Genomic DNA, 17,107 nt, shown 5'->3' on the forward strand with positions numbered 1-17,107 from the left:
GGTGCGCCTGGGCCTCAGGATGACAGGCTATGGCGCATCATGGACTTGGGTGCACCGACGTCTGGTGTGTACCCCCTCTCCCACGCTGGTGTGGGAGAGGGTGGACGCGTGTCAGCCCGGGCGGGCGAGAGCCCAGCGGAGCCGAGGGCGGGCCGTCTTCTTCTCTGGCTCCTCCTGTCAGCGCAGCTGGAACGCGAGATCCACGCGGTCGGGAGTGGCGAGGGTATCCGTAAACTGCACGCGGACGAACTGGCTGTCGGACCGCGCCAGCGCGCTTCCCTGCGGCGGCTCGGCCCACACGCGATAGCACATGCTTCTGTTGCTCTCGTTTTCCCCATGCCGGAACCGGCCCGCCGCATCCGTCTGCACCACGCGGACGAGTGTCGGTTCGACGGCCTCACACGTTACGGGGTTCATCGGCCGCACCTGTACGGCGGCGCCCGGCACGGGAGCAAGGGCAGGGCTCCTGACGGTGCCGGTGATCAGCACCAGCGGGCCTTCAAAAGGCGAGCAGGCGCAGGCGGTGTCGGTGATGCCGCTGCACGCAACGAGCAGCCCGGTGCCGACGAACAGGGGAAAGCGCTTCATGGTCACGATCTCGTGGGTGGGGCCTGGGGGAATGAGCATTCCGCAGGACCAAACGCGCGGCGCCCGGCGAACGTGACACCATGCCGGTGGATCAGCGAAGCTCCAGCGCCGACGAGACGATGAAGGCCAGGAAGAGCGCGCCCACGGCCAGCGTCACGAGCGCGTGGTACCAGAGCTTCTGCGTGAACGCCATCGAGCCCACCAGCACGGCGGAGACGGCGTTGCTCACCGCGCCGAAGTCGGTGATGGAGCCCGCCTGCTCCGCCCTGCGCACCGCGTCCACGGCGGGACTCATGGCGATGGCCAGGAAGAGCCAGCGGCGCGTGGCGAAGTAGTACTGCTTCAGGTCGTACGACTCACCCGCTTCCACGTCCGGAAGCACGAACGCCGCGGCCAGGTACAGCGCGACGGGGCTTTGAAGAATGAAGAGGAAGTAGAAGAAGTTCCATTCCACCCGGCTTCGCCATTCGAAGCTGGCCCACCACCACTCCACCTGCGAGATGAAGAGCAGCACCACCCACAGCAGGGGAAGCCAGTGGAGCTTCACCCGGTCGCGGGCCTGCACCAGGCGGTGAAGGCTGGCGAGCAGGTGCGTCAGCCCCAGGCCGATGATGATGGAGATGAGGACGGACAGGTGCTCGAAGGGACTCACGCGCGCCTGGGGAAACGAGTTGCGGTTGCGGAGTTCGCGGAACAGTTGGTGATACGATGCGCCGCCGGGGCCGTCAAGCGAGCCGCGTGGAAGCTTCGCGGCAAAGCGCGCTCGCGACGACGGGAGCGTTCAGGGCCCGCATTCGTCGCGGCGAAGGGTGCCGGCGACGGTCCACGAACCGGCGCTGGACGCTATGTGGACCGTCGCTTCGTACGCGGCTGCGTACTCCCGCTGGTGCGGCTCGGGGCAGAACGCGTCCGGCGGGCTTGCCACCACGGTCCGCGAGACGGATCGGCCGCGCTGTACGAGCACACGGTACTCGCCGTCGGAGTAGTCGCCTCCCGCGCCCAGCGGAACGTTGGCCGCGCGCTTCAGCTCGCGGCGCGAACCCGCGATCCCCAGGAAAATGCGGTCCCCGATGCAACCGTCGTTGATGAAGGCCACGGCCGAATCGGGGTTCCCATGACGACCCGCGAACACCAGCGCTGAAGCCGTGCAGTCGTCGCCGGAGACGTCCATCAGCGGCGGGAGGGGACGGGCCCGGTCCGGAGCGCATGCGGTGCACGCAAGCAGCGCGAAGGTGGCGGCGATCGGGGCAGCACAGTGCATCGGGTGGGTTCGGCCGGAGGGTGGCGGGCCCGGATTGGCGGTGCGGTTCATCAAGTTCAGCCGCGGACGGCCCCGCGGCAAGCATCTTCACGGGGCGCGCAGCCGGTACAGCACGTGGCGCCGCAGCGCGTGCCCCGCGGGGATGGAGGGATGCTCGAAGTCATCGGCTGGGGAGTGCGTCATTCCCAGGCGCTCCATCACGGCGCGGGATGGGCGGTTCTGCTCGGCCGTGAAGGAGACGATCTCGGGCACCCCCAGCACGCCGAATCCGAACTCCACCGCCGCGCGCCCCGCCTCGGTCGCGTAGCCGCGGCCCCAGTGCTCGTGCGCCAGCCGCCAGCCGACCTCCACCGCCGGCGAAAAGGGGAGCGCCGGGGGAACCGTCATCAGGCCCACGAAGCCGATGAACGGGGCGACGCCGGGAACCTCCACCGCCCACAGTCCGAAGCCGTGCGCCTCCACGTGCCGCCGGATGCGCGCAACGGGCCCGTCGCTCTCCGCGCGCGACAGCACGGCGGGAAAGAACTCCATCACCCGGGGATCGGCGTTCAGCGCGGCGAAGGGCGCCAGGTCGTCGTCGCGCCAGGGGCGCAGCACCAGGCGCGACGTGGTGAGTCCGGGCACGGGGGACGTCATGAAAACTCCTCGATCGGACAGTTTGCGGGACGGGGTCGCCCCCGGTTGACCACGATCGTGTCCGCGGGACGTCGGAAAGGGTGCGAGACCGTCGGGAACATCGAATCCAACGCGTGGGCGCCAGCGCTCTTTTCGTGATTTCGCGCGGCCCGCTTCCAGGACGTGTCTCCACGGCGGATTCGGGCGGAGAGAAGATGCTTGACTTCCGGCATCCCGCCCCTAATCTTGTCCTATTCCATCAGTAACCCCGCTGATGCCCGTCCCGGCTTCCGCCACGGAAGCGCGGCTGGCGCTGTGCAGAGCGCCATCCCTGCTCCCGCCCCGAGCGCATCCCGCGACACACTTCCCGCAATCAAAAGGGGCTGCCCGCGCAGCCTCAGGAGCACGATCGCCTGCACGCCCCCTGTCGGGAAACACTCACGCATCGATCCAAACCCTGCCCCACCGGAGAACGCACGATGAAAGCAGCACGCCTCGCGCTGGTCCTTGCCGCATCCGCCGGCCTCGCCGCCTGCCAGGGCGACGAAATCAACCCCTCCGCCACCTCGTCCATGAGCGCCGCAGAGGCCCAGGAGAACCTCCTGACGCTGGCCCCCGGGGCCGCCCTCAGCGCCTCGCAGCAGAGCCAGCTGGCCAGCATCCGCGGCCGCGCCAGCACCGCCGAGGTGCACCTGGCCCGCATTGCCGCGGCGCCCGGACGCATGCTCGGGAAGGGCGCCGCGGTTCGCCTGGCGGTGGCGCCGGGGCTGAACGTGGTCGCCGTCGGCGAGCGCGTGCAGCAGCGCGCGGCCGAGGACATCTCGTGGGCCGGCCCGGTGCGCGGCGAGCACGGCTGGGTGCAGATGGTGTTCATGGACGGGGGCGTGGCCGCCACCGTCACCGTGGGCCGCACGCAGTACAGCATCGAGTCGCTGGGCAACGGGCTGCACGCCGTGTCGCGCATCGACCAGAGCGGCTTTCCCTCGGAGCACACCCCCGACGTACCCAGCGGCGCGCTGAACAGCTCGCTCGACGCCGCCATCAGCGGGATCCGCGAGGCGCGCAGCTCCGGCGGCGAGGTGGGCATCGCGGCGCTCACGCAGATCAACGTGCTGGTGGCGTACACCGCGTCGGCCGCCTCGGCCGCCGGCACCATCGGCAGCAAGATCCAGCTGGCCGTCGACGAGACCAACCAGTCGTACGTGAACAGCGGCATCAACATCAACATGGTGCGCGTGCACAGCGTGCAGGTAACGTACAACGAGGCCAACCGCAGCTTCTCGCAGCACGTCACCGCGCTGCGGAGCAGCACCGACGGCCTGATGGACAACGTGCACACGCTGCGTAACACCTACGCCGCCGACGTGGTGGCGCTGGTGGTGAACGACAGCGAAGCGTGCGGGCAGGCCGCGGCCATCAAGGCCACCGCCACCACGGCGTTCATGGCCGCCCACTACACCTGCATCACCGGCTACTACTCGTTCGGACACGAGATCGGCCACCTGCAGGGCGCCCGGCACGACCGCTACGTGGACGGCAGCACCAGCCCGTACCCGTACGGCCACGGCTTCATCCCGGCGTCCAAGAGCTGGCGCACGATCATGGCGTACGGCAACAACTGCAGCAACTGCACGCGCATCCAGTGGTGGTCCAACCCGTCCAAGACCTACCCGGGCACGGGTGAGGTGATGGGCACCACCAGCTACGAGAACAACGCGCGGGTGCTGAACGAGACCGCGGCCACGGTGGCGGCCTTCCGCTAGCCGACACGCACCACGAGAGAGCGCCCCGCATCCATCCGGATGCGGGGCGCTCAGTCATTCTCCCGGGGGCGTGCCTGGCTCCTGAAGCGGAAAGGCGTAGAGCACGAACGGCTCCGGCCGCGATCCCACCCCTTCGTACAGCCCGCGCGCCGCCACGTTGTCCTCTTCGGTCCCGAGCCACGCCTCGGTGCAGCCGAGGGTCCGTCCGTGCTGCAGCATGGCGTCCATCAGCCGCCGGGCGATGCCCCGCCGCCGGTGCGAGGGGGCGACGCCTACCTCGTTGATCCAGAGCTGGGGCGCCTTGTCGGGGTGCACGTAGTCCACCGCCGAGATCATCCCCACCACTACGCCCTCGTCCCGCGCCACGATCATGTGGTGCCGCCGGTCGGCCAGGAACTCCGCGGTCCGGCGTGCGTCGATCGCGTAGTCGAACACGTCGTCGGCCACGCGCCCGAGCACGCCTGCGTCGCCGGGGCCCAGGAGGCGAAGCTCGATCATCCCTCTCCGGATGGCTTGGGCGCGGAGCCGTGCCGCGCTTGCCTGGCCTTTTCGCGCAGCATGTACAGGTACATGCCCTCCACCTTCTCCCGCGCCCATGGCGTCTTGCGCAGGAACTTGAGGCTGGAGCCAATGCTGGGATCGGCGGTGAAGCAGCGGATGGCGATGCGCTGCCCCATCGCCTCCCAGCCGAAGTGGTCCACCAGCTCGGTCAGCATCCGCTCGAGGGTTACGCCGTGCAGCGGGTTGTGGGGCTGTTCTGGGCCAGCGGTCATGAGCGTACGGCGGCGGCGATGAACGGTCGAGAAACGTGCTCCTAACTAGAACCTCCCACGGAATCGCGCAAGACGACGATGAAAAACGTTTCACGCAGAGGCCGCAGAGGGAACGGAGAGGACGCAGAGAAAAACCATTCTTTTCTCTGCGTCCTCTCTCCCATCCTCTGCGTCCTCTGCGTGAAATGCTGTTCTGTGGCGGGGTACGCTCAGCGCCGCGTATTTCGCGCGGGGAGCGGCTTCATCACTTTCTCCAGCACCATGCGCGCGGCGCGGCTGCCTGCCATCTCCCCCGCCTCGTTGCTGAAGCGGTAGTGCACGCCGCCGTAGATGCGCGAATCCGACACCTGCTGCACCCACTCGTCCCACGTGGGCAGCACCTGGATGACGGCGTTGGGAAGGGACTGCGAGCTGACCCGCACGCCCGTCGCCGGCCGCGGCCCCACCTCGGCCTTCATCACCTCGGCGACCGCCGCGGCGTAGGTGCAGTGGCCGCACGGATACTCGGCAAAGTTGGGCGTCACCAGCAGCGGCACCCAGCCAACGTCCGGCGCCGTGGCGTCGTTGCCGTCTTCCGCGCCGTTGCGGATGGCGGTGATGGGGCGCCAGAAGTTGTAGTGCATCTTGGCCACGGCCATCCCCTGCGTGGCGTCGTCGGTCGCCATCTGCAGCAGCGCGAACATGCGCGCGTTCTGCACCGGCCTGCGCCCGGGCCCGTCCGCGATCATCCGCAGCGACGGCGTCAGGTCCGGCATCTCGCGGTAGCGCGCGATCAGCGTCTGCAGCGGCGTGCGCTCGGTGCTCGTGCGCCCGCCCAGGCGCCGCACCTCTTCGTAGTCGCGCGCCCACCGCTCGCTGTTCAGCGCGGGGGGCGGCGGCGGACGCAGCGCCTCCGCGCTCGGCGCCGCCCACGGGCGGAAGGCCGCCCAGTACGGCTGCAGAACGGGGAGCGCCGCCCCGATCCACTCGCCCGGCGTGGTGCGCGGGCGGTAGGGCACCTGGGCGACCGTGGAGTCGATTCCCCCCGCCGCCTGCGCCGCCGCCGCCGCCTGCTCGCCGATCAGCCGCCCCGCCTCGCGCGCGCGCTCGTCGGGGATGGACGCCATCGTCAGCGCGTAGGTGTCGTCCAGCGTCGTCTTCTGCGCGGGGAGCTGAAAGAGCAGCACGCGATACGCGGCCGTGGCCGCGGCTGCGTCCTGCGAGGCGGACGGATCGCCCACCGGGAAGCCCAGGTAGCTCTCGTAGCGCCGGTCGATGGCGTTCAGCGCCTCGAACATGGCGAGCGACACGCGCGACATCGTCCGCTCCGTCTCCGGCGTGCGCCCGGCGGCGGACTGCGCGTTGGTGATGCGGGTGGCGAACTCCCACCAGTCGCAGACGGTGTCTGCCGCCGCCGGCTGCGCAAAGATCAGCGCCGCCGCGGCGGCCATCCCCAGAGTTGCTATCCGCATGATGTCTTCTCCCGTGTGTGCTGGTCGGGTGAAACGGTCCGCGCCGTTCGGCTGGAGCGGACTTGAATGCGCCGGTGAACGGTCGACCTGCGCTATGGTGATATACTCTAGTATAACACCATAGATCGCGCAAGCCTCTCGTCGCGGATCCGGATTTTTTCGTGCGGGGACGGACGGAGGCGCTACGGCAGAACGAGAGGCGGGGCGGGGAGCGGAGGGAGGGTCGGGATCAGATCGGCTCGCGGTGCCGGCGCATGCGGACGGCCGCGGCGATGAACACCCCCGCCAGCACCAGCCCGATCCACAGGTCTGGCGTGCCCAGGAGCCGTCCCGGCGTGAGCGGGGTGGAGGGGTGAAACGGAACGGTGATGGCGGGCCCCCGCGGGTCGAAGGCGTGGACGTGCCAGCCCAGCAGCCGGTACTGGACGAATGCGGCGACGTTCATGCTGTCGAACGTCAGCTTCTCCAGCACGCCGAGCGCCAGCAGCGGCAGCACCGCCCAGAGGACGGCCGTGCGCCGGGCCCAGCCCGACACCAGCAGCAGAAAACCGTAGATGGGTGCATGCCACAGCACGATGCACACGAGGGAGTACAGCAGCGACGCCCACATGGTGAACAGCCGCAGCTCGCTCCAGAGCACGCCGACGCCGCGGCCGTGCATCGCCAGGGCGATTGCGCTCAGCAGCAGCAGCACGACGTGCATGGCTACGATGGCGGCAAAGGCCAGCAGCGGCAGGATCACCAGCGGAACGACGGCCTTGGCCAGCACCGTCGTGAGGTCCGATACGGGGAGCGACTTCCAGAAGAGGATGCCACGGTCCCGGCGCTCGCCCGCCAGCGCCTCCAGGCAGTAGAACGCCGCGATCACGAAGGTGGTCGCCAGCATCAGCAGCGCCGCGACGCGGTAGGTGATGGAGGCCGATTCCGTCGCCGCGTCGTCCACCGCCAGCATGCCCGGCATGTGGCTGGGCATGGTGATGGCGTGAATCACCAGCCCCGCGACCGCGAACGTGGCGACGCCCAGCGGTGCCAGGTAGATGGAGCGGTTCTCCCACAGCTCGCGCCGCACCGACCAGTAGAACGGGCGCGTCCGGGCCGGGGCCGGGGCGGCTTCGGCCGGGGCGTCGATGACGGCGTGCGGTGCGGCGTTCATCGGCCCGCTCCGCGTTCCTGGCCCGGACGGCTGCCCATCACGGCGACGAACACGTCCGCGATGCTGGGCGTCCGCAGCTCACCGAGCGCCGCCACCTGATCGTGCTCCGCGTGGTCGAAGAGCAGGATGCTGCGGCCGAACAGGTGGCGCTCGTGGATGGGCCCCAGCGCGCGAGCCCCGTCCAGCTGCCCGGGGCGAACCATCACCTCCACGTAGCGCTGCTCGAACTCCTCCATGCTGCACTCCAGGACGAGGCGCCCGCGGTCGATGAACACCAGGTCCGTCAGCACGTCCTGGATCTCTTCCACCTGGTGCGTGGTCACCACGATGGTGCGCGTGCGGTCGAAGAAGTCGTTCAGCAGCGAGTCGTAGAACTTCTTGCGATAAAGGATGTCCAACCCCAGCGTCGGCTCGTCGAGCACCAGCAGCCTGGCGTCGATGGCCATCACCAGCGCCAGGTGCAGCTGCGCCACCATCCCCTTCGACAGCTCGCCGACCTTGCTCGTGCGCCGGATCTCCGTATTCCCCAGGAACCCCTCGGCCTTGCCGCGGTCGAAGCGGGGATGCACGCCGGCGACGTAGTCCAGCGCCTGCGAAACCCGCAGCCAGCGCGGCAGCACCGCCACGTCGGCGATGAACGAGACGTCGCGCGCCAGCCGGTCGCGCTGGCTCCACGGGTCGTGGCCCAGCACGTTCAGCTCGCCCTCGTAGCGAGTGAGGCCCAGGATGGCGTTGAGCGCGGTGGTCTTCCCCGCCCCGTTGGGACCGATCAGCCCCACGATGCGGCCCTCCTCCACCGTCAGGTCCAGACCGTCGAGCGCCACCGTGCTGCCGAACGACTTGCGCAGGCCGCGGGCTTGGATGCATGCCATGGCTTCAGCGCTCCTTAGCGGGACCGGGCGCGGATGCGCCGGCGGCGAGCAGGTCCTCCGGCGTAAGACCCAGCCGCTGGATGGTTTCCTGGATGCGGGGCCACTGCTCGGTGAGGAACTTCTCGCGCTCGCCCTGCAGCAGCAGGTCGCGCGCGCCGGGATTGATGAACATGCCGCGGCCCCGCTTGGTCTCCACCAGCCGCTCGTCCACCAGCTGCTGGTAGCCCTTGAGCACCGTCAGGTGGTTGACGCGGTACTCGGCCGCCACCTGTCGAACGGAAGGCAGCGGATCGCCCTCGTTCAGCACGCCGTCCAGGATCATCGCGGCAACCATGTCGCGAAGCTGGCGGTAGATCGGCTGGCTGTCGTTCCACTCGCGTTCCGCCATCAGGTTCCCGGATCACCCTGCAATGAAGGGGGGCGAACGAAATCGCCCCCCGCCCACCCGGCCCGCGAATTGACTCCGCACGCCGGAATCCGCTCGAATCGACGCCCGGCGCTATGGTGCTATAACTACCCGGAACGGCACGCCGACCGCAAGGTCCGCGGGCGTCCGTCCAGCATGGCTCAAGCGACCGCCGGAGCGGGGGTGCGCGCCCTTCCCCGCACCGGCTTTCCGCCGCGGATGCGCCAGCGCCAGTAGACCATCGCCACCAGCGGCACGAGCACCGGAACGGAGAGCAGCGCAAAGTTGCGGAGCTGCGCGGGAAATTCGTCTGCCTGGCCCAGGAAGAACGAACCCGCCGCGATCCACAGCGCGAAGCACATGCGCCACAGGTGCCGGACCAGCCGCGACGGGCCACGGATGCCGCCCGCGCGGATCATCCGGACGTCGCCGCCCGCCGACAGGAGCGCGACGGCAGCGAAAAGGAAGATCATGGGAACCGGGATGCCGTCCCGAGCGAACTCGCCGCGCGACACGGAGTCGATGCACATCCCCAGGGTGGCCAAGCCCCCGGCCAGCGCCACCAGCATCGCTCCGAACTCCAGCCGCCGGATGGCGGGAGTGGAGGGCCGCACCGTCGTCAACGCGGTGATCACCAGGTACGCCGAGAGCACTCCGCCGGTGACCGTGGTTTCCACGCCGGCCATCGCCGCGATCGCCGCCCCCGTGACTCCCATCACCGTCATCGCGCCGACGAACACCACCCCGCTCTTGCGATGCACGCTCGCTCCCTTGGCCGCGGCGAGCGCGGTGTAGCCGGCGAGGAGCGCCACGCTGCCGGCCGCGATGTGTACCACCAGCATCGGCTGCATGGCTACGCTCCTCCGTGCACTGTGCTCATGGTCGTTCTCCCGTGCTCGGGTTTTACAGAGATATGGTGATATATCTAACTATATCACCGCCGACGTGCAAGAGTGAGGGCGGATCTCCCGCCCTCACGTCATTCCGCCCGCTGCCAGCTGCCGTCGGGCTGTGGCGTCCAGGACACGCCGGCTTCGTCCAGCCATTCCCCCAGCGGCTTGTCGGGATCCGCGTCGGCTCCCAGGCGAAGCACGTGGCCGTCTGATAAGACGACGGGCGCTCGATCGTCGCCATGCCTCGCTAACACCGTTTCACGCAGAGGCCGCAGAGGGAACGGAGAGGACGCAGAGAAAAACCTTCTTTTCTCTGCGTCCTCTCTCCCATCCTCTGCGTCCTCTGCGTGAAATGCAGTTCCGGCGGGAGCTCAGGCGATGCCGGCGTGGGCGCGCTTGAGTTCGCCCAGGTCCAGCTTCTTCATCCCCAGCATGGCAGTCATCGCGCGCTCCGCGGGCGCCGACTCCGGGTCGGCCATCATCTTCTCCATCCCCACCGGCACGATCTGCCAGGAGAGGCCGTAGCGGTCCTTGAGCCAGCCGCACTGCTGCGCCGCGGGATCACCGCCCTCCCCAAGCCGCTCCCAGTAGTGGTCTACCTCTTCCTGCGTGCCGCAGCGCACCTCCAGCGACACGGCCTCGTTGAACGTGAACACGGGGCCGCCGTTCAGCGCGGTGAACTGATGCCCGTCCAGCTCGAACACCACGGTCATCACCGAGCCCGCCGGGCGTCCGTGGATCTCCACGCCGGCGGCGGGAAAGCGGGTGATACTGACGATGCGCGAATTGGGGAAGATGCCCGTGTAGAACTCGGCGGCCTGCTCCGCCTGGTCGGCGAACCAGAGGCACGGGCGGATGCGTGGGGAGATGGCCATGGCGTTCCTCTCGATGGAGTCGATGGTTGCGGATGCGGGGCGGACGCCGGGCTTACCCGGCGAAATCTTCCGGTCCCATGATCTGGCGGACCTCCACCTCGCCTTCCCAGCCGGGCCAGTGCTCGCGGTGCATGTTCATCAGCCAGACGGCGCCTTCCACGGCCTCTTCCCGGGACGCCGCCTCGACGATGCCGTAGCCGCCCACCACTTCCTTGCCCTCGGCGAAGGGGCCGTCGAGCACGCTCAGCTCTCCACCCGAGACGCGTACCCGCGTGCTGCGCGCGGTCGAGGCCAGGCCGCCGGTGTCGAGCAGCTTGCCGGCCTGGCGGGACTGTTCGCTCGCCGCGGCCATGGCATCCATGAACGACTGGGGCATGGGGCCGGCGTTCTCGGCGCTCTTTACGAGGTTCATGAATCGCATCGGTGTCTCCATCAGTGTCAGGTGGAGAGCGGGGGTGGCCTGTGCGGCCGCCGGTGGAATCCCCGCTCTACCTGTACGTCGAACGAGGCGATGCGAAATCGACACGGCCCGGTAGAGTGACTTCAGCGCGGCGCGGCGATTCGCATCCGGATCATCGAAAACCGCAGGCTGGACGCGGCGACGGCATCGTGCAGGTGCCAGAGGCTGGGCAGAAAGCGCAGCTCCACGCCGCGCGCGAGCAGTTCCGTGATGACGTCGTCGATCACCTCCACCCGCTCGGGCACCACTGCGTCGCGGCCGACGAAATAGCCCGCGCTCTCATCCAGGCACTCGAAGGTGCGGGACGGCAGGTGATGGCAGTACAGCACGCACGCCCGGATGCGCTCCAGCCAGGCGCTCTCGACCGCAACGACGGCCGGGCTCGTGCCCAGGAACCGTTCGGCATCCTCGGCGATCGTCCCCGGGCCGGCGTAGAAGGTCACACGCGGGCAGTCGCGCGGCAGCAGGTAGTTGTGCAGGCGGCGACCGTCGACGGCCCACACCACCGGCGCGTCGGCGGACGCGGTGGGACGCGGCTCGAACCGGCCGATCTCGCCCTCGCTTACGTGAAACAGCATGCCATCGGCGGCGTGACCTGGCTCGGTCGCCACTACTCAGCGCCGCGGCACCTACCGCACCAGGGCGTCGATGGCCGCCTGCGCCACCTGCGCATCCTGCTGCGAGGTGACGCCGCTGACGCCTACCGCGCCGATCACGCGGCCGTCCACGACGATCGGCAGCCCGCCTTCCAGCGGGACGCCGTCCAGCGCCAGCAGCACGGTGCGCCCGCCGGCGACCGCGTCTTCCAGCACCTTGGTCGGGCGCCGGAACCGCGCCGCGGTGCGCGCCTTTCCGACGGCGATGTCCAGGCTGGCGGGCTGCGTCTGGTCCAGCCGGTGGAAGAGGATGAGCTCACCCGCGGCATCGACGATGGCGATGGCTACGTTCCAGTTGTTCTCGCGCGCCTCCGCCTCGGCCGCCGCCGCCATGGTCCTGGCGGCCTGCAGGGTGAGGGTCTGCGTCTGCAGCAGCTGCGCACGCGCGGGCGAGGAGACGAACAGCGCGAGCAGGACGAGGGATGCGAACGTGGCCTTGATCATGGCACCGGAGCGGAAAAGGCGATGGATGTGGCGGGAAGCCGGGCGTGAGCTGATCAACCGGGGCAGCCCCCTCATGGTTCGGCCGGCTGGACCGGAACCGGAGCCGCGGGCGCACGCTTGCGATGGAGGACGACGGTGATGGAGGCCGTGGCGAACGCGGTGGTGAACGAGTTCTCGGGCAATCCGTCGATGGCGCGCTTTCCCGACAGCAGCCCCACGGAGACAGCCGGGATGAACGACGCGCGGTCGCCTTCCTCCTCTATCCCCACGCCCTGCACCACCCCCACGAAGTGCCCACGATTCTCTCCGTTGGGAGAGTTGCCCCAGTGCAGCAGCACGGCGGGGTTCAGCAGCAGGCGCTGCCCCGGGCGGAGGATGCGGTCGTAGCGGCCGTACACCTGCGACGTGCTCCACGAAACCAGCGGAAGCCCCAGCCGCCCGCCGATCCCGTAGGCCGACCGTTCGCTCTTCGCGAGCTGCGTGTACGCGCCGACGAACGGCGAGAAGGCATCGAACCCGGCGCTGAACTCGCGGCCGCGGGCACCGTCTGCGCTCACCTTTCCCAGCGTCATCTCCGCGTACAGCCCGGGAACCCACCCGTTGCAGCCGTAGCAGTCGTACGCCCAAAACCAGTACGCATCCTCGCCCGGAGGTGACATGGCCGACCCCTGGGCGCTCAGCGAAAGGCCGGGGTACACCTCGGCGGAGCGAACCGTGGACAGCGTGCACCCGGAAAGCAGGGCCAGCGCGGCGAGCAGGATGGGGATACGCAGGTGCATCGGTGCAACCGGGTGCGGCAGGTGGGCGCTGCGAGGGCGGGCGACTTCAAGCTCAGCCCCGGAGGGGGGCGGGCGCAAGTGTTTGCGCCCGCCGCGTGCACGCCGTCAGTAATAGCTGCGGACCTCGTCCGCCAGCCAGGTGTCCGGGAACAGCAGGTTGACGGCGCGCAGCATCACCATCATTCCCGCCGCGCCGTTGGTGAGCATCACGGCGCCTTCGCGGCGCTCGGCGATGTAGAACGCCAGGGTGCTTTCTCCCCAGTCGCCGCCGGTGTGAAGCCGTACGGATTCGCCCGGATACTCCAGGATCTCCCAACCCAGCCCCATGCCCACGCGGGCGCAATGCGTAACGCGGGCGCGGTCGCAGCGCGCGGCCGCGGCCTCGTTCGCCACGTGGGCCGAGTCGCGTTGGGCGGCGTACGCGGCCGGAAGCCCGTCGCGGTTCATCACGCCCACCACGAAGGCGGCGTAGTCGCCCACCGTCGTGTACAGGTCGTCGGAAGCCAGTGCGGAATCCTGGATGGTGGGCTCGCCGTAGCGCCCCTCGCGCCCGTACGGCACGGCGATGCGACCCGCGAACCAGTCGCGCCGCGTGTTCGACGTGCTCGTCATGCCAAACGGCTGGAACACGTACCGGCTGGCCAGCGCCTCCCAGGGCGTCCCCAGCTTGTTCTGGGCGAAGCGCCTGGTGTACTCGTAGCCCTCGCCGGAATAGCCGAACGTGGCGCCCGGCTCGCCCCCAAACACCAGCTTTCCGCCCGTCTGGTAGCGCCAGTTGGTGAACCCGGTGCGATGGCTGAGCGCAATCCGCGGCGTCAGCTTCTGGTGGCGCGGGTCTGCCGCGACGTCCGGGTCGATCCAATGGCCGGCGAGCGGCTCGTCCAGCGACAGGCGGCCCTCCGCCGCAAGCCGCAGCATCGTCTCGGCGAAGACGGGCTTGGCCAGCGACGCCACGTTGTACAGCGTCTGCGCGGTGGCCGGCACGCCCTCGGACTGCTCGCCGTACACCTTCGTCCACTGCACGCGTCCGTCACGGATGTACGCAACGGCGATGCTGGGCACGTGGTGCTCGGCCAGCCAGAGCGGCGCCTTCTCGTCCAGCGCGGCGATCTGCGCGACGGATGGGTCGGGCGCGGGTGCGACGGGGGCCGGGCGATGCGGGGCACAGGCCCCGAGGGTGAACGCCAGGACGAGCAGGCTGCGGCGATATGCGATCATGGGGGAGCCCCGAGCGGATGTGAAAGCGGGGCCGTCGACGCCCCGCCGATGCGCATTCGACGGGCGCGGGAGGCGATTGGTTTCAGCGCGGCTGGCGGATGGAGGGGCGTTTCGATCGGCGCCGGCGCATTCCCCCGCTGCCCTCCCCCCGGCCCCCTCTCCCGCAAGCGGGGCGCAAGCGGGAGAGGGGGAGAATTCGTGTGCGCTTCGGCAGGTGTGGGAGCGCGTGCAGGTGAAGCCCCGAGCGGGACACGTCAGCGGCCCGAGTCGGGGCTTTCCGCTCTTCCAGCCGGCGGGTTCACCCGCTTCTGGGAGACCTCGGGTCCGGTGCCCGCTGCCCCAGGAAGAGGCCGAGGCCCGCCAGGTATCCGATGATGGGCGACATGCCGTATCCCAGCACCGGAACGGGAAAGCTGCCGAAGAAAGGAGCGGCGGCGGTGATCGCCACGTATGCGCCGAGCGCGATGCCCACGTGTCGCGCGGCGCCCCGTCCACCGACGAGGAACGGCAGAGGCAGCAGGAGCAGCGAGACCGCCGCCGCCATCGCCCAGACGGTGCCGAGGCTCGCGGCCAATCCCACGATCTCCTCCACGTACGGCACCGGCGCCAGCGGGTCGCGCCGCGTCCAGGTGAGGGCGGCGAGCGCGGCGACGATGCCGACGCAGGCGAGCCGCGCCGCGCGTCCCTCGGCCTTCGCGGCCAGCAGGAGCACCGCCGCCGCGCCGAACGCGGTCGCCTGCGCGGCGTCCGGCTGAAGGAACAGCGCCAGCATGGCGGCGGACGCGACGAGGGCGGAAGCCCACCATCCCCTCGCCTGCGAGAGGCCGTCCAGCGCGACGATCAGCACGGGAAGGAGAACCGCGGCAGCGTGAAGGCGCACCGGGCCGAGCGGCAGCCACCGATGTACCCCGTCCACGCCCGGCACAAGCAGGGTCGCGGCCAACGCCGCCAGCGTGAGCACCGCCTCCACCTCCGCCCACCTCGGCCGCGCGGCGGAGGTACGGGGCCGCGCAAGGACCACGCACAGCACCGTGCCAATCGCCCACGCGGCGACGTTCTGCCCCCACAGGCTCGGCGGCACGTCCGACAGCCGCATGGTGAGCACGCCGAGGACGAGTGCCGGGACGGGCGCGGCGAGGTACACCAGTGACAGCGGGCGCGGCTGCGTCTCTTGGGTCATCAGGACGGGTGGCGTGGAGCGGATTGGGAGATGCTGGCGGCGCGGACGCTACGGGTTCGCGACTCTCCACGGCGGGTTGCGGCGGTTCTCCCCGGCCCAGTACAGGCACAGCGCGTTACCCGCGGGATCCCGAAGCCGCGCCTCGCGCCACAGCCAGCGCTGGTCCGTGGGCTCCTGCGTGAACACCACGCCCTGGTTCTTGAGGTCCGCGACGAGGTCGTCCAGCGCCTCGTGCTCGAAGTACACGAGCACGCCCGACTCCGCCGGCACGGCATCCACCCCGTGCAGCGAGAACGTGGCGCCGCCGTCCGGGCACTCGAAGCGGGCGTAGTGCGGCGTGTCGACGATCAGCCGGAAGCCGAGCGTGCGATAGAACGCGACAGACGCCGCGAGGTCCACCGCCGGGAGCGTGACCTGATTGAGGTTCATGGGCCGTACAATCGCGTTCCATGGGTCCACACGAACACCGTCTCCGAGCCGTTGTCGAACGCCACGACGGTCGTGTAGGGCACAGGCGCCCCGGTACCGCGAAACAGGCGCGCATTCAAGGCGTTGTCGTTCGAAGGCGCCTGCTGGATCAACGCCTCGAACCACCAGCCGCCCCCTCTCCAAGGGCGCTGCACGCGAACGGAACCGGCGTCCACCTGCGTGAGTAGGGCTCGGAGGGAATCCGCGCTCGCCGGAGACAGATCCGCACGCAGCCACCACTCGTTCGAATCAAGGTCGCCCTGCAGGTGCACGTTCCGGGCGGAGGCCGACATCCACGCCGGCCACCATCCGCGCTGCAACTCGCCTGCGGCGATCGCCTCGGCGCCGCTCGCGTACTCGCGATACGGCTGCTCGAAGCACCCGGCGAGGAGGACGACGAGGAGAGGTAGCAATCGGAGAAGCATCATCCCGGAGAGTGGAGGTCAACGGTCCGACAGCAGCGTTCGGAAGGTGACAGAGTAGCGGAGCGCATCCACGGCGGGAATGCTGTGCTCCCACTCCGTGCGCGAGGGGCCGCGCAGCAGGTACGCCGACCGGGGCTCCGCCGTCAGCGAGTAGCGCTCCCACTTCGATCCCGCCTTTCGCCGGAGCCGGAAGGCGCACGAGGAAAGCAGCGAAACGCCGATTACATCCCCGAAGACGCCCTTGTCGCGGTGCCAGCCGATCGCCGCGCCGGCGCCATACTCGGTGACGAGCGCGTGAGAGAGCTCCTCCGGCGCGACGTCCGCGAACGCGGCCGCACGGTCGCGCAGCGGAACGAGGAAGTCGGGAATGTCATCGACCTTGTGCAGCTTGCGTTCGCCGAAATCGTAGTGCCAGCCGTACGAGACCACTCGGCGTTTGCCCACGTAGCCGTGGAACTCGAACTCCTTCAGCGGCAGTTCCTGGATGCGCTCGACCAGGGCCTGCTCCTCGTCGGGCGGCAGGACGTTCGCCTGGTAGCGGAATCCTTCGGGGGGCGCCGGTTGGCTGGCGTTCTTCATCGTGCCTCAAGTGAATGCCCGCAAAGCGTGCGAACCGATATCGCACCTTCACTAGAATGGTGCAAGCAGCGCCGCCGCCTCCACGTACGCCAACTGAGCGCTACTCAGTTACTTCACCACGCTGCAGCCTCGCAAGTGCTTGCGGGAGAGAAGGTTCGCTGTCGCCATCCCTCCCGCCACGAGGCATCCCGAACGGCGGCGGGAAAGGAGGCACGCCCGATGCCCTTTGTCGGGGCGGGCGCGGCAGG

Annotated in this window: 22 protein-coding genes; 1 reads left to right on the top strand and 21 read right to left on the bottom strand. The window is 69.5% G+C overall.

Features of this window, described 5'->3' with window-relative positions:
- Positions 1-177: 177 nt before the first annotated feature.
- The 4 genes from VGB24_RS08185 to VGB24_RS08200 form a co-directional block, all read right to left on the bottom strand.
- Positions 178-588 carry a carboxypeptidase-like regulatory domain-containing protein gene (locus VGB24_RS08185; RefSeq protein ID WP_331072453.1) on the bottom strand — a complete coding sequence of 137 codons (411 nt, stop codon included), beginning with the start codon at positions 586-588 and terminating at the stop codon, positions 178-180.
- A gap of 91 nt (positions 589-679) precedes the next feature.
- A complete protein-coding gene (locus tag VGB24_RS08190; RefSeq protein WP_331072454.1) occupies positions 680-1,240 on the bottom strand; it encodes a hypothetical protein in 561 nt (186 codons plus the stop codon).
- A gap of 129 nt (positions 1,241-1,369) precedes the next feature.
- On the bottom strand, positions 1,370-1,849 hold the full coding sequence (locus VGB24_RS08195) for a hypothetical protein (protein ID WP_331072455.1): 480 nt from the start codon (positions 1,847-1,849) through the stop codon (positions 1,370-1,372).
- Between the two features lie 87 nt (positions 1,850-1,936).
- A complete protein-coding gene (locus tag VGB24_RS08200) occupies positions 1,937-2,485 on the bottom strand; it encodes a GNAT family N-acetyltransferase (protein WP_331072456.1) in 549 nt (182 codons plus the stop codon).
- Positions 2,486-2,943: 458 nt separating this feature from the next.
- Here VGB24_RS08200 and VGB24_RS08205 point away from each other — a divergent pair, with 458 nt between their 5' ends.
- The gene (locus VGB24_RS08205) at positions 2,944-4,227 is read left to right on the top strand and encodes a M12 family metallo-peptidase (RefSeq protein WP_331072457.1); all 1,284 of its coding nucleotides are present in this window, start codon (positions 2,944-2,946) and stop codon (positions 4,225-4,227) included.
- A 54-nt stretch (positions 4,228-4,281) separates the two neighbouring features.
- Here VGB24_RS08205 and VGB24_RS08210 read toward each other — a convergent pair whose 3' ends face one another.
- The 17 genes from VGB24_RS08210 to VGB24_RS08290 all read right to left on the bottom strand — a co-directional run bounded on the left by VGB24_RS08210 (position 4,282) and on the right by VGB24_RS08290 (position 16,859).
- The gene (locus tag VGB24_RS08210; protein WP_331072458.1) at positions 4,282-4,725 is read right to left on the bottom strand and encodes a GNAT family N-acetyltransferase; all 444 of its coding nucleotides are present in this window, start codon (positions 4,723-4,725) and stop codon (positions 4,282-4,284) included.
- Positions 4,722-5,000, bottom strand: coding sequence for a VF530 family protein (locus VGB24_RS08215; protein ID WP_331072459.1), 279 nt, complete (start codon positions 4,998-5,000; stop codon positions 4,722-4,724). The genes VGB24_RS08210 and VGB24_RS08215 overlap by 4 nt, the downstream gene beginning before the upstream one ends.
- Before the next feature lie 209 nt (positions 5,001-5,209).
- Positions 5,210-6,451, bottom strand: a complete 1,242-nt coding sequence (locus VGB24_RS08220; RefSeq protein WP_331072460.1) for a vanadium-dependent haloperoxidase — start codon at positions 6,449-6,451, stop codon at positions 5,210-5,212.
- 229 nt (positions 6,452-6,680) lie between these two features.
- Positions 6,681-7,604 carry a hypothetical protein gene (locus VGB24_RS08225; RefSeq protein WP_331072461.1) on the bottom strand — a complete coding sequence of 308 codons (924 nt, stop codon included), beginning with the start codon at positions 7,602-7,604 and terminating at the stop codon, positions 6,681-6,683.
- On the bottom strand, positions 7,601-8,476 hold the full coding sequence (locus tag VGB24_RS08230) for an ABC transporter ATP-binding protein (RefSeq protein WP_331072462.1): 876 nt from the start codon (positions 8,474-8,476) through the stop codon (positions 7,601-7,603). Before VGB24_RS08230 ends, VGB24_RS08225 begins: the two co-directional genes overlap by 4 nt.
- Before the next feature lie 4 nt (positions 8,477-8,480).
- Positions 8,481-8,864, bottom strand: coding sequence for a GntR family transcriptional regulator (locus VGB24_RS08235; RefSeq protein ID WP_331072463.1), 384 nt, complete (start codon positions 8,862-8,864; stop codon positions 8,481-8,483).
- 179 nt (positions 8,865-9,043) lie between these two features.
- Positions 9,044-9,733: a hypothetical protein gene (locus tag VGB24_RS08240; RefSeq protein WP_331072464.1), complete on the bottom strand. Its 690-nt coding sequence runs from the start codon at positions 9,731-9,733 to the stop codon at positions 9,044-9,046.
- 413 nt (positions 9,734-10,146) lie between these two features.
- The gene (locus tag VGB24_RS08245; RefSeq protein ID WP_331072465.1) at positions 10,147-10,650 is read right to left on the bottom strand and encodes a VOC family protein; all 504 of its coding nucleotides are present in this window, start codon (positions 10,648-10,650) and stop codon (positions 10,147-10,149) included.
- Positions 10,651-10,702: 52 nt separating this feature from the next.
- Positions 10,703-11,071 carry a YciI family protein gene (locus VGB24_RS08250; protein WP_331072466.1) on the bottom strand — a complete coding sequence of 123 codons (369 nt, stop codon included), beginning with the start codon at positions 11,069-11,071 and terminating at the stop codon, positions 10,703-10,705.
- A 122-nt stretch (positions 11,072-11,193) separates the two neighbouring features.
- A complete protein-coding gene (locus VGB24_RS08255) occupies positions 11,194-11,688 on the bottom strand; it encodes a DUF6886 family protein (protein ID WP_331072467.1) in 495 nt (164 codons plus the stop codon).
- A gap of 51 nt (positions 11,689-11,739) precedes the next feature.
- A complete protein-coding gene (locus tag VGB24_RS08260; RefSeq protein ID WP_331072468.1) occupies positions 11,740-12,210 on the bottom strand; it encodes a heme-binding protein in 471 nt (156 codons plus the stop codon).
- Between the two features lie 71 nt (positions 12,211-12,281).
- Positions 12,282-12,989: a hypothetical protein gene (locus VGB24_RS08265; RefSeq protein ID WP_331072469.1), complete on the bottom strand. Its 708-nt coding sequence runs from the start codon at positions 12,987-12,989 to the stop codon at positions 12,282-12,284.
- A 105-nt stretch (positions 12,990-13,094) separates the two neighbouring features.
- Complete coding sequence (locus tag VGB24_RS08270) at positions 13,095-14,207, bottom strand: serine hydrolase domain-containing protein (RefSeq protein ID WP_331072470.1); 1,113 nt, start codon at positions 14,205-14,207, stop codon at positions 13,095-13,097.
- 298 nt (positions 14,208-14,505) lie between these two features.
- Complete coding sequence (locus VGB24_RS08275) at positions 14,506-15,387, bottom strand: hypothetical protein (RefSeq protein ID WP_331072471.1); 882 nt, start codon at positions 15,385-15,387, stop codon at positions 14,506-14,508.
- A 48-nt stretch (positions 15,388-15,435) separates the two neighbouring features.
- Positions 15,436-15,816, bottom strand: a complete 381-nt coding sequence (locus VGB24_RS08280; RefSeq protein WP_331072472.1) for a VOC family protein — start codon at positions 15,814-15,816, stop codon at positions 15,436-15,438.
- Positions 15,813-16,283, bottom strand: coding sequence for a hypothetical protein (locus tag VGB24_RS08285; RefSeq protein WP_331072473.1), 471 nt, complete (start codon positions 16,281-16,283; stop codon positions 15,813-15,815). Before VGB24_RS08285 ends, VGB24_RS08280 begins: the two co-directional genes overlap by 4 nt.
- A 15-nt stretch (positions 16,284-16,298) precedes the next feature.
- Positions 16,299-16,859, bottom strand: a complete 561-nt coding sequence (locus tag VGB24_RS08290) for an alpha-ketoglutarate-dependent dioxygenase AlkB (protein WP_331072474.1) — start codon at positions 16,857-16,859, stop codon at positions 16,299-16,301.
- Between the last annotated feature and the right edge of the window lie 248 nt (positions 16,860-17,107).

The sequence above is a fragment of the Longimicrobium sp. genome, from assembly GCF_036399935.1.
In the GTDB taxonomy this organism is placed as follows: domain Bacteria; phylum Gemmatimonadota; class Gemmatimonadetes; order Longimicrobiales; family Longimicrobiaceae; genus Longimicrobium.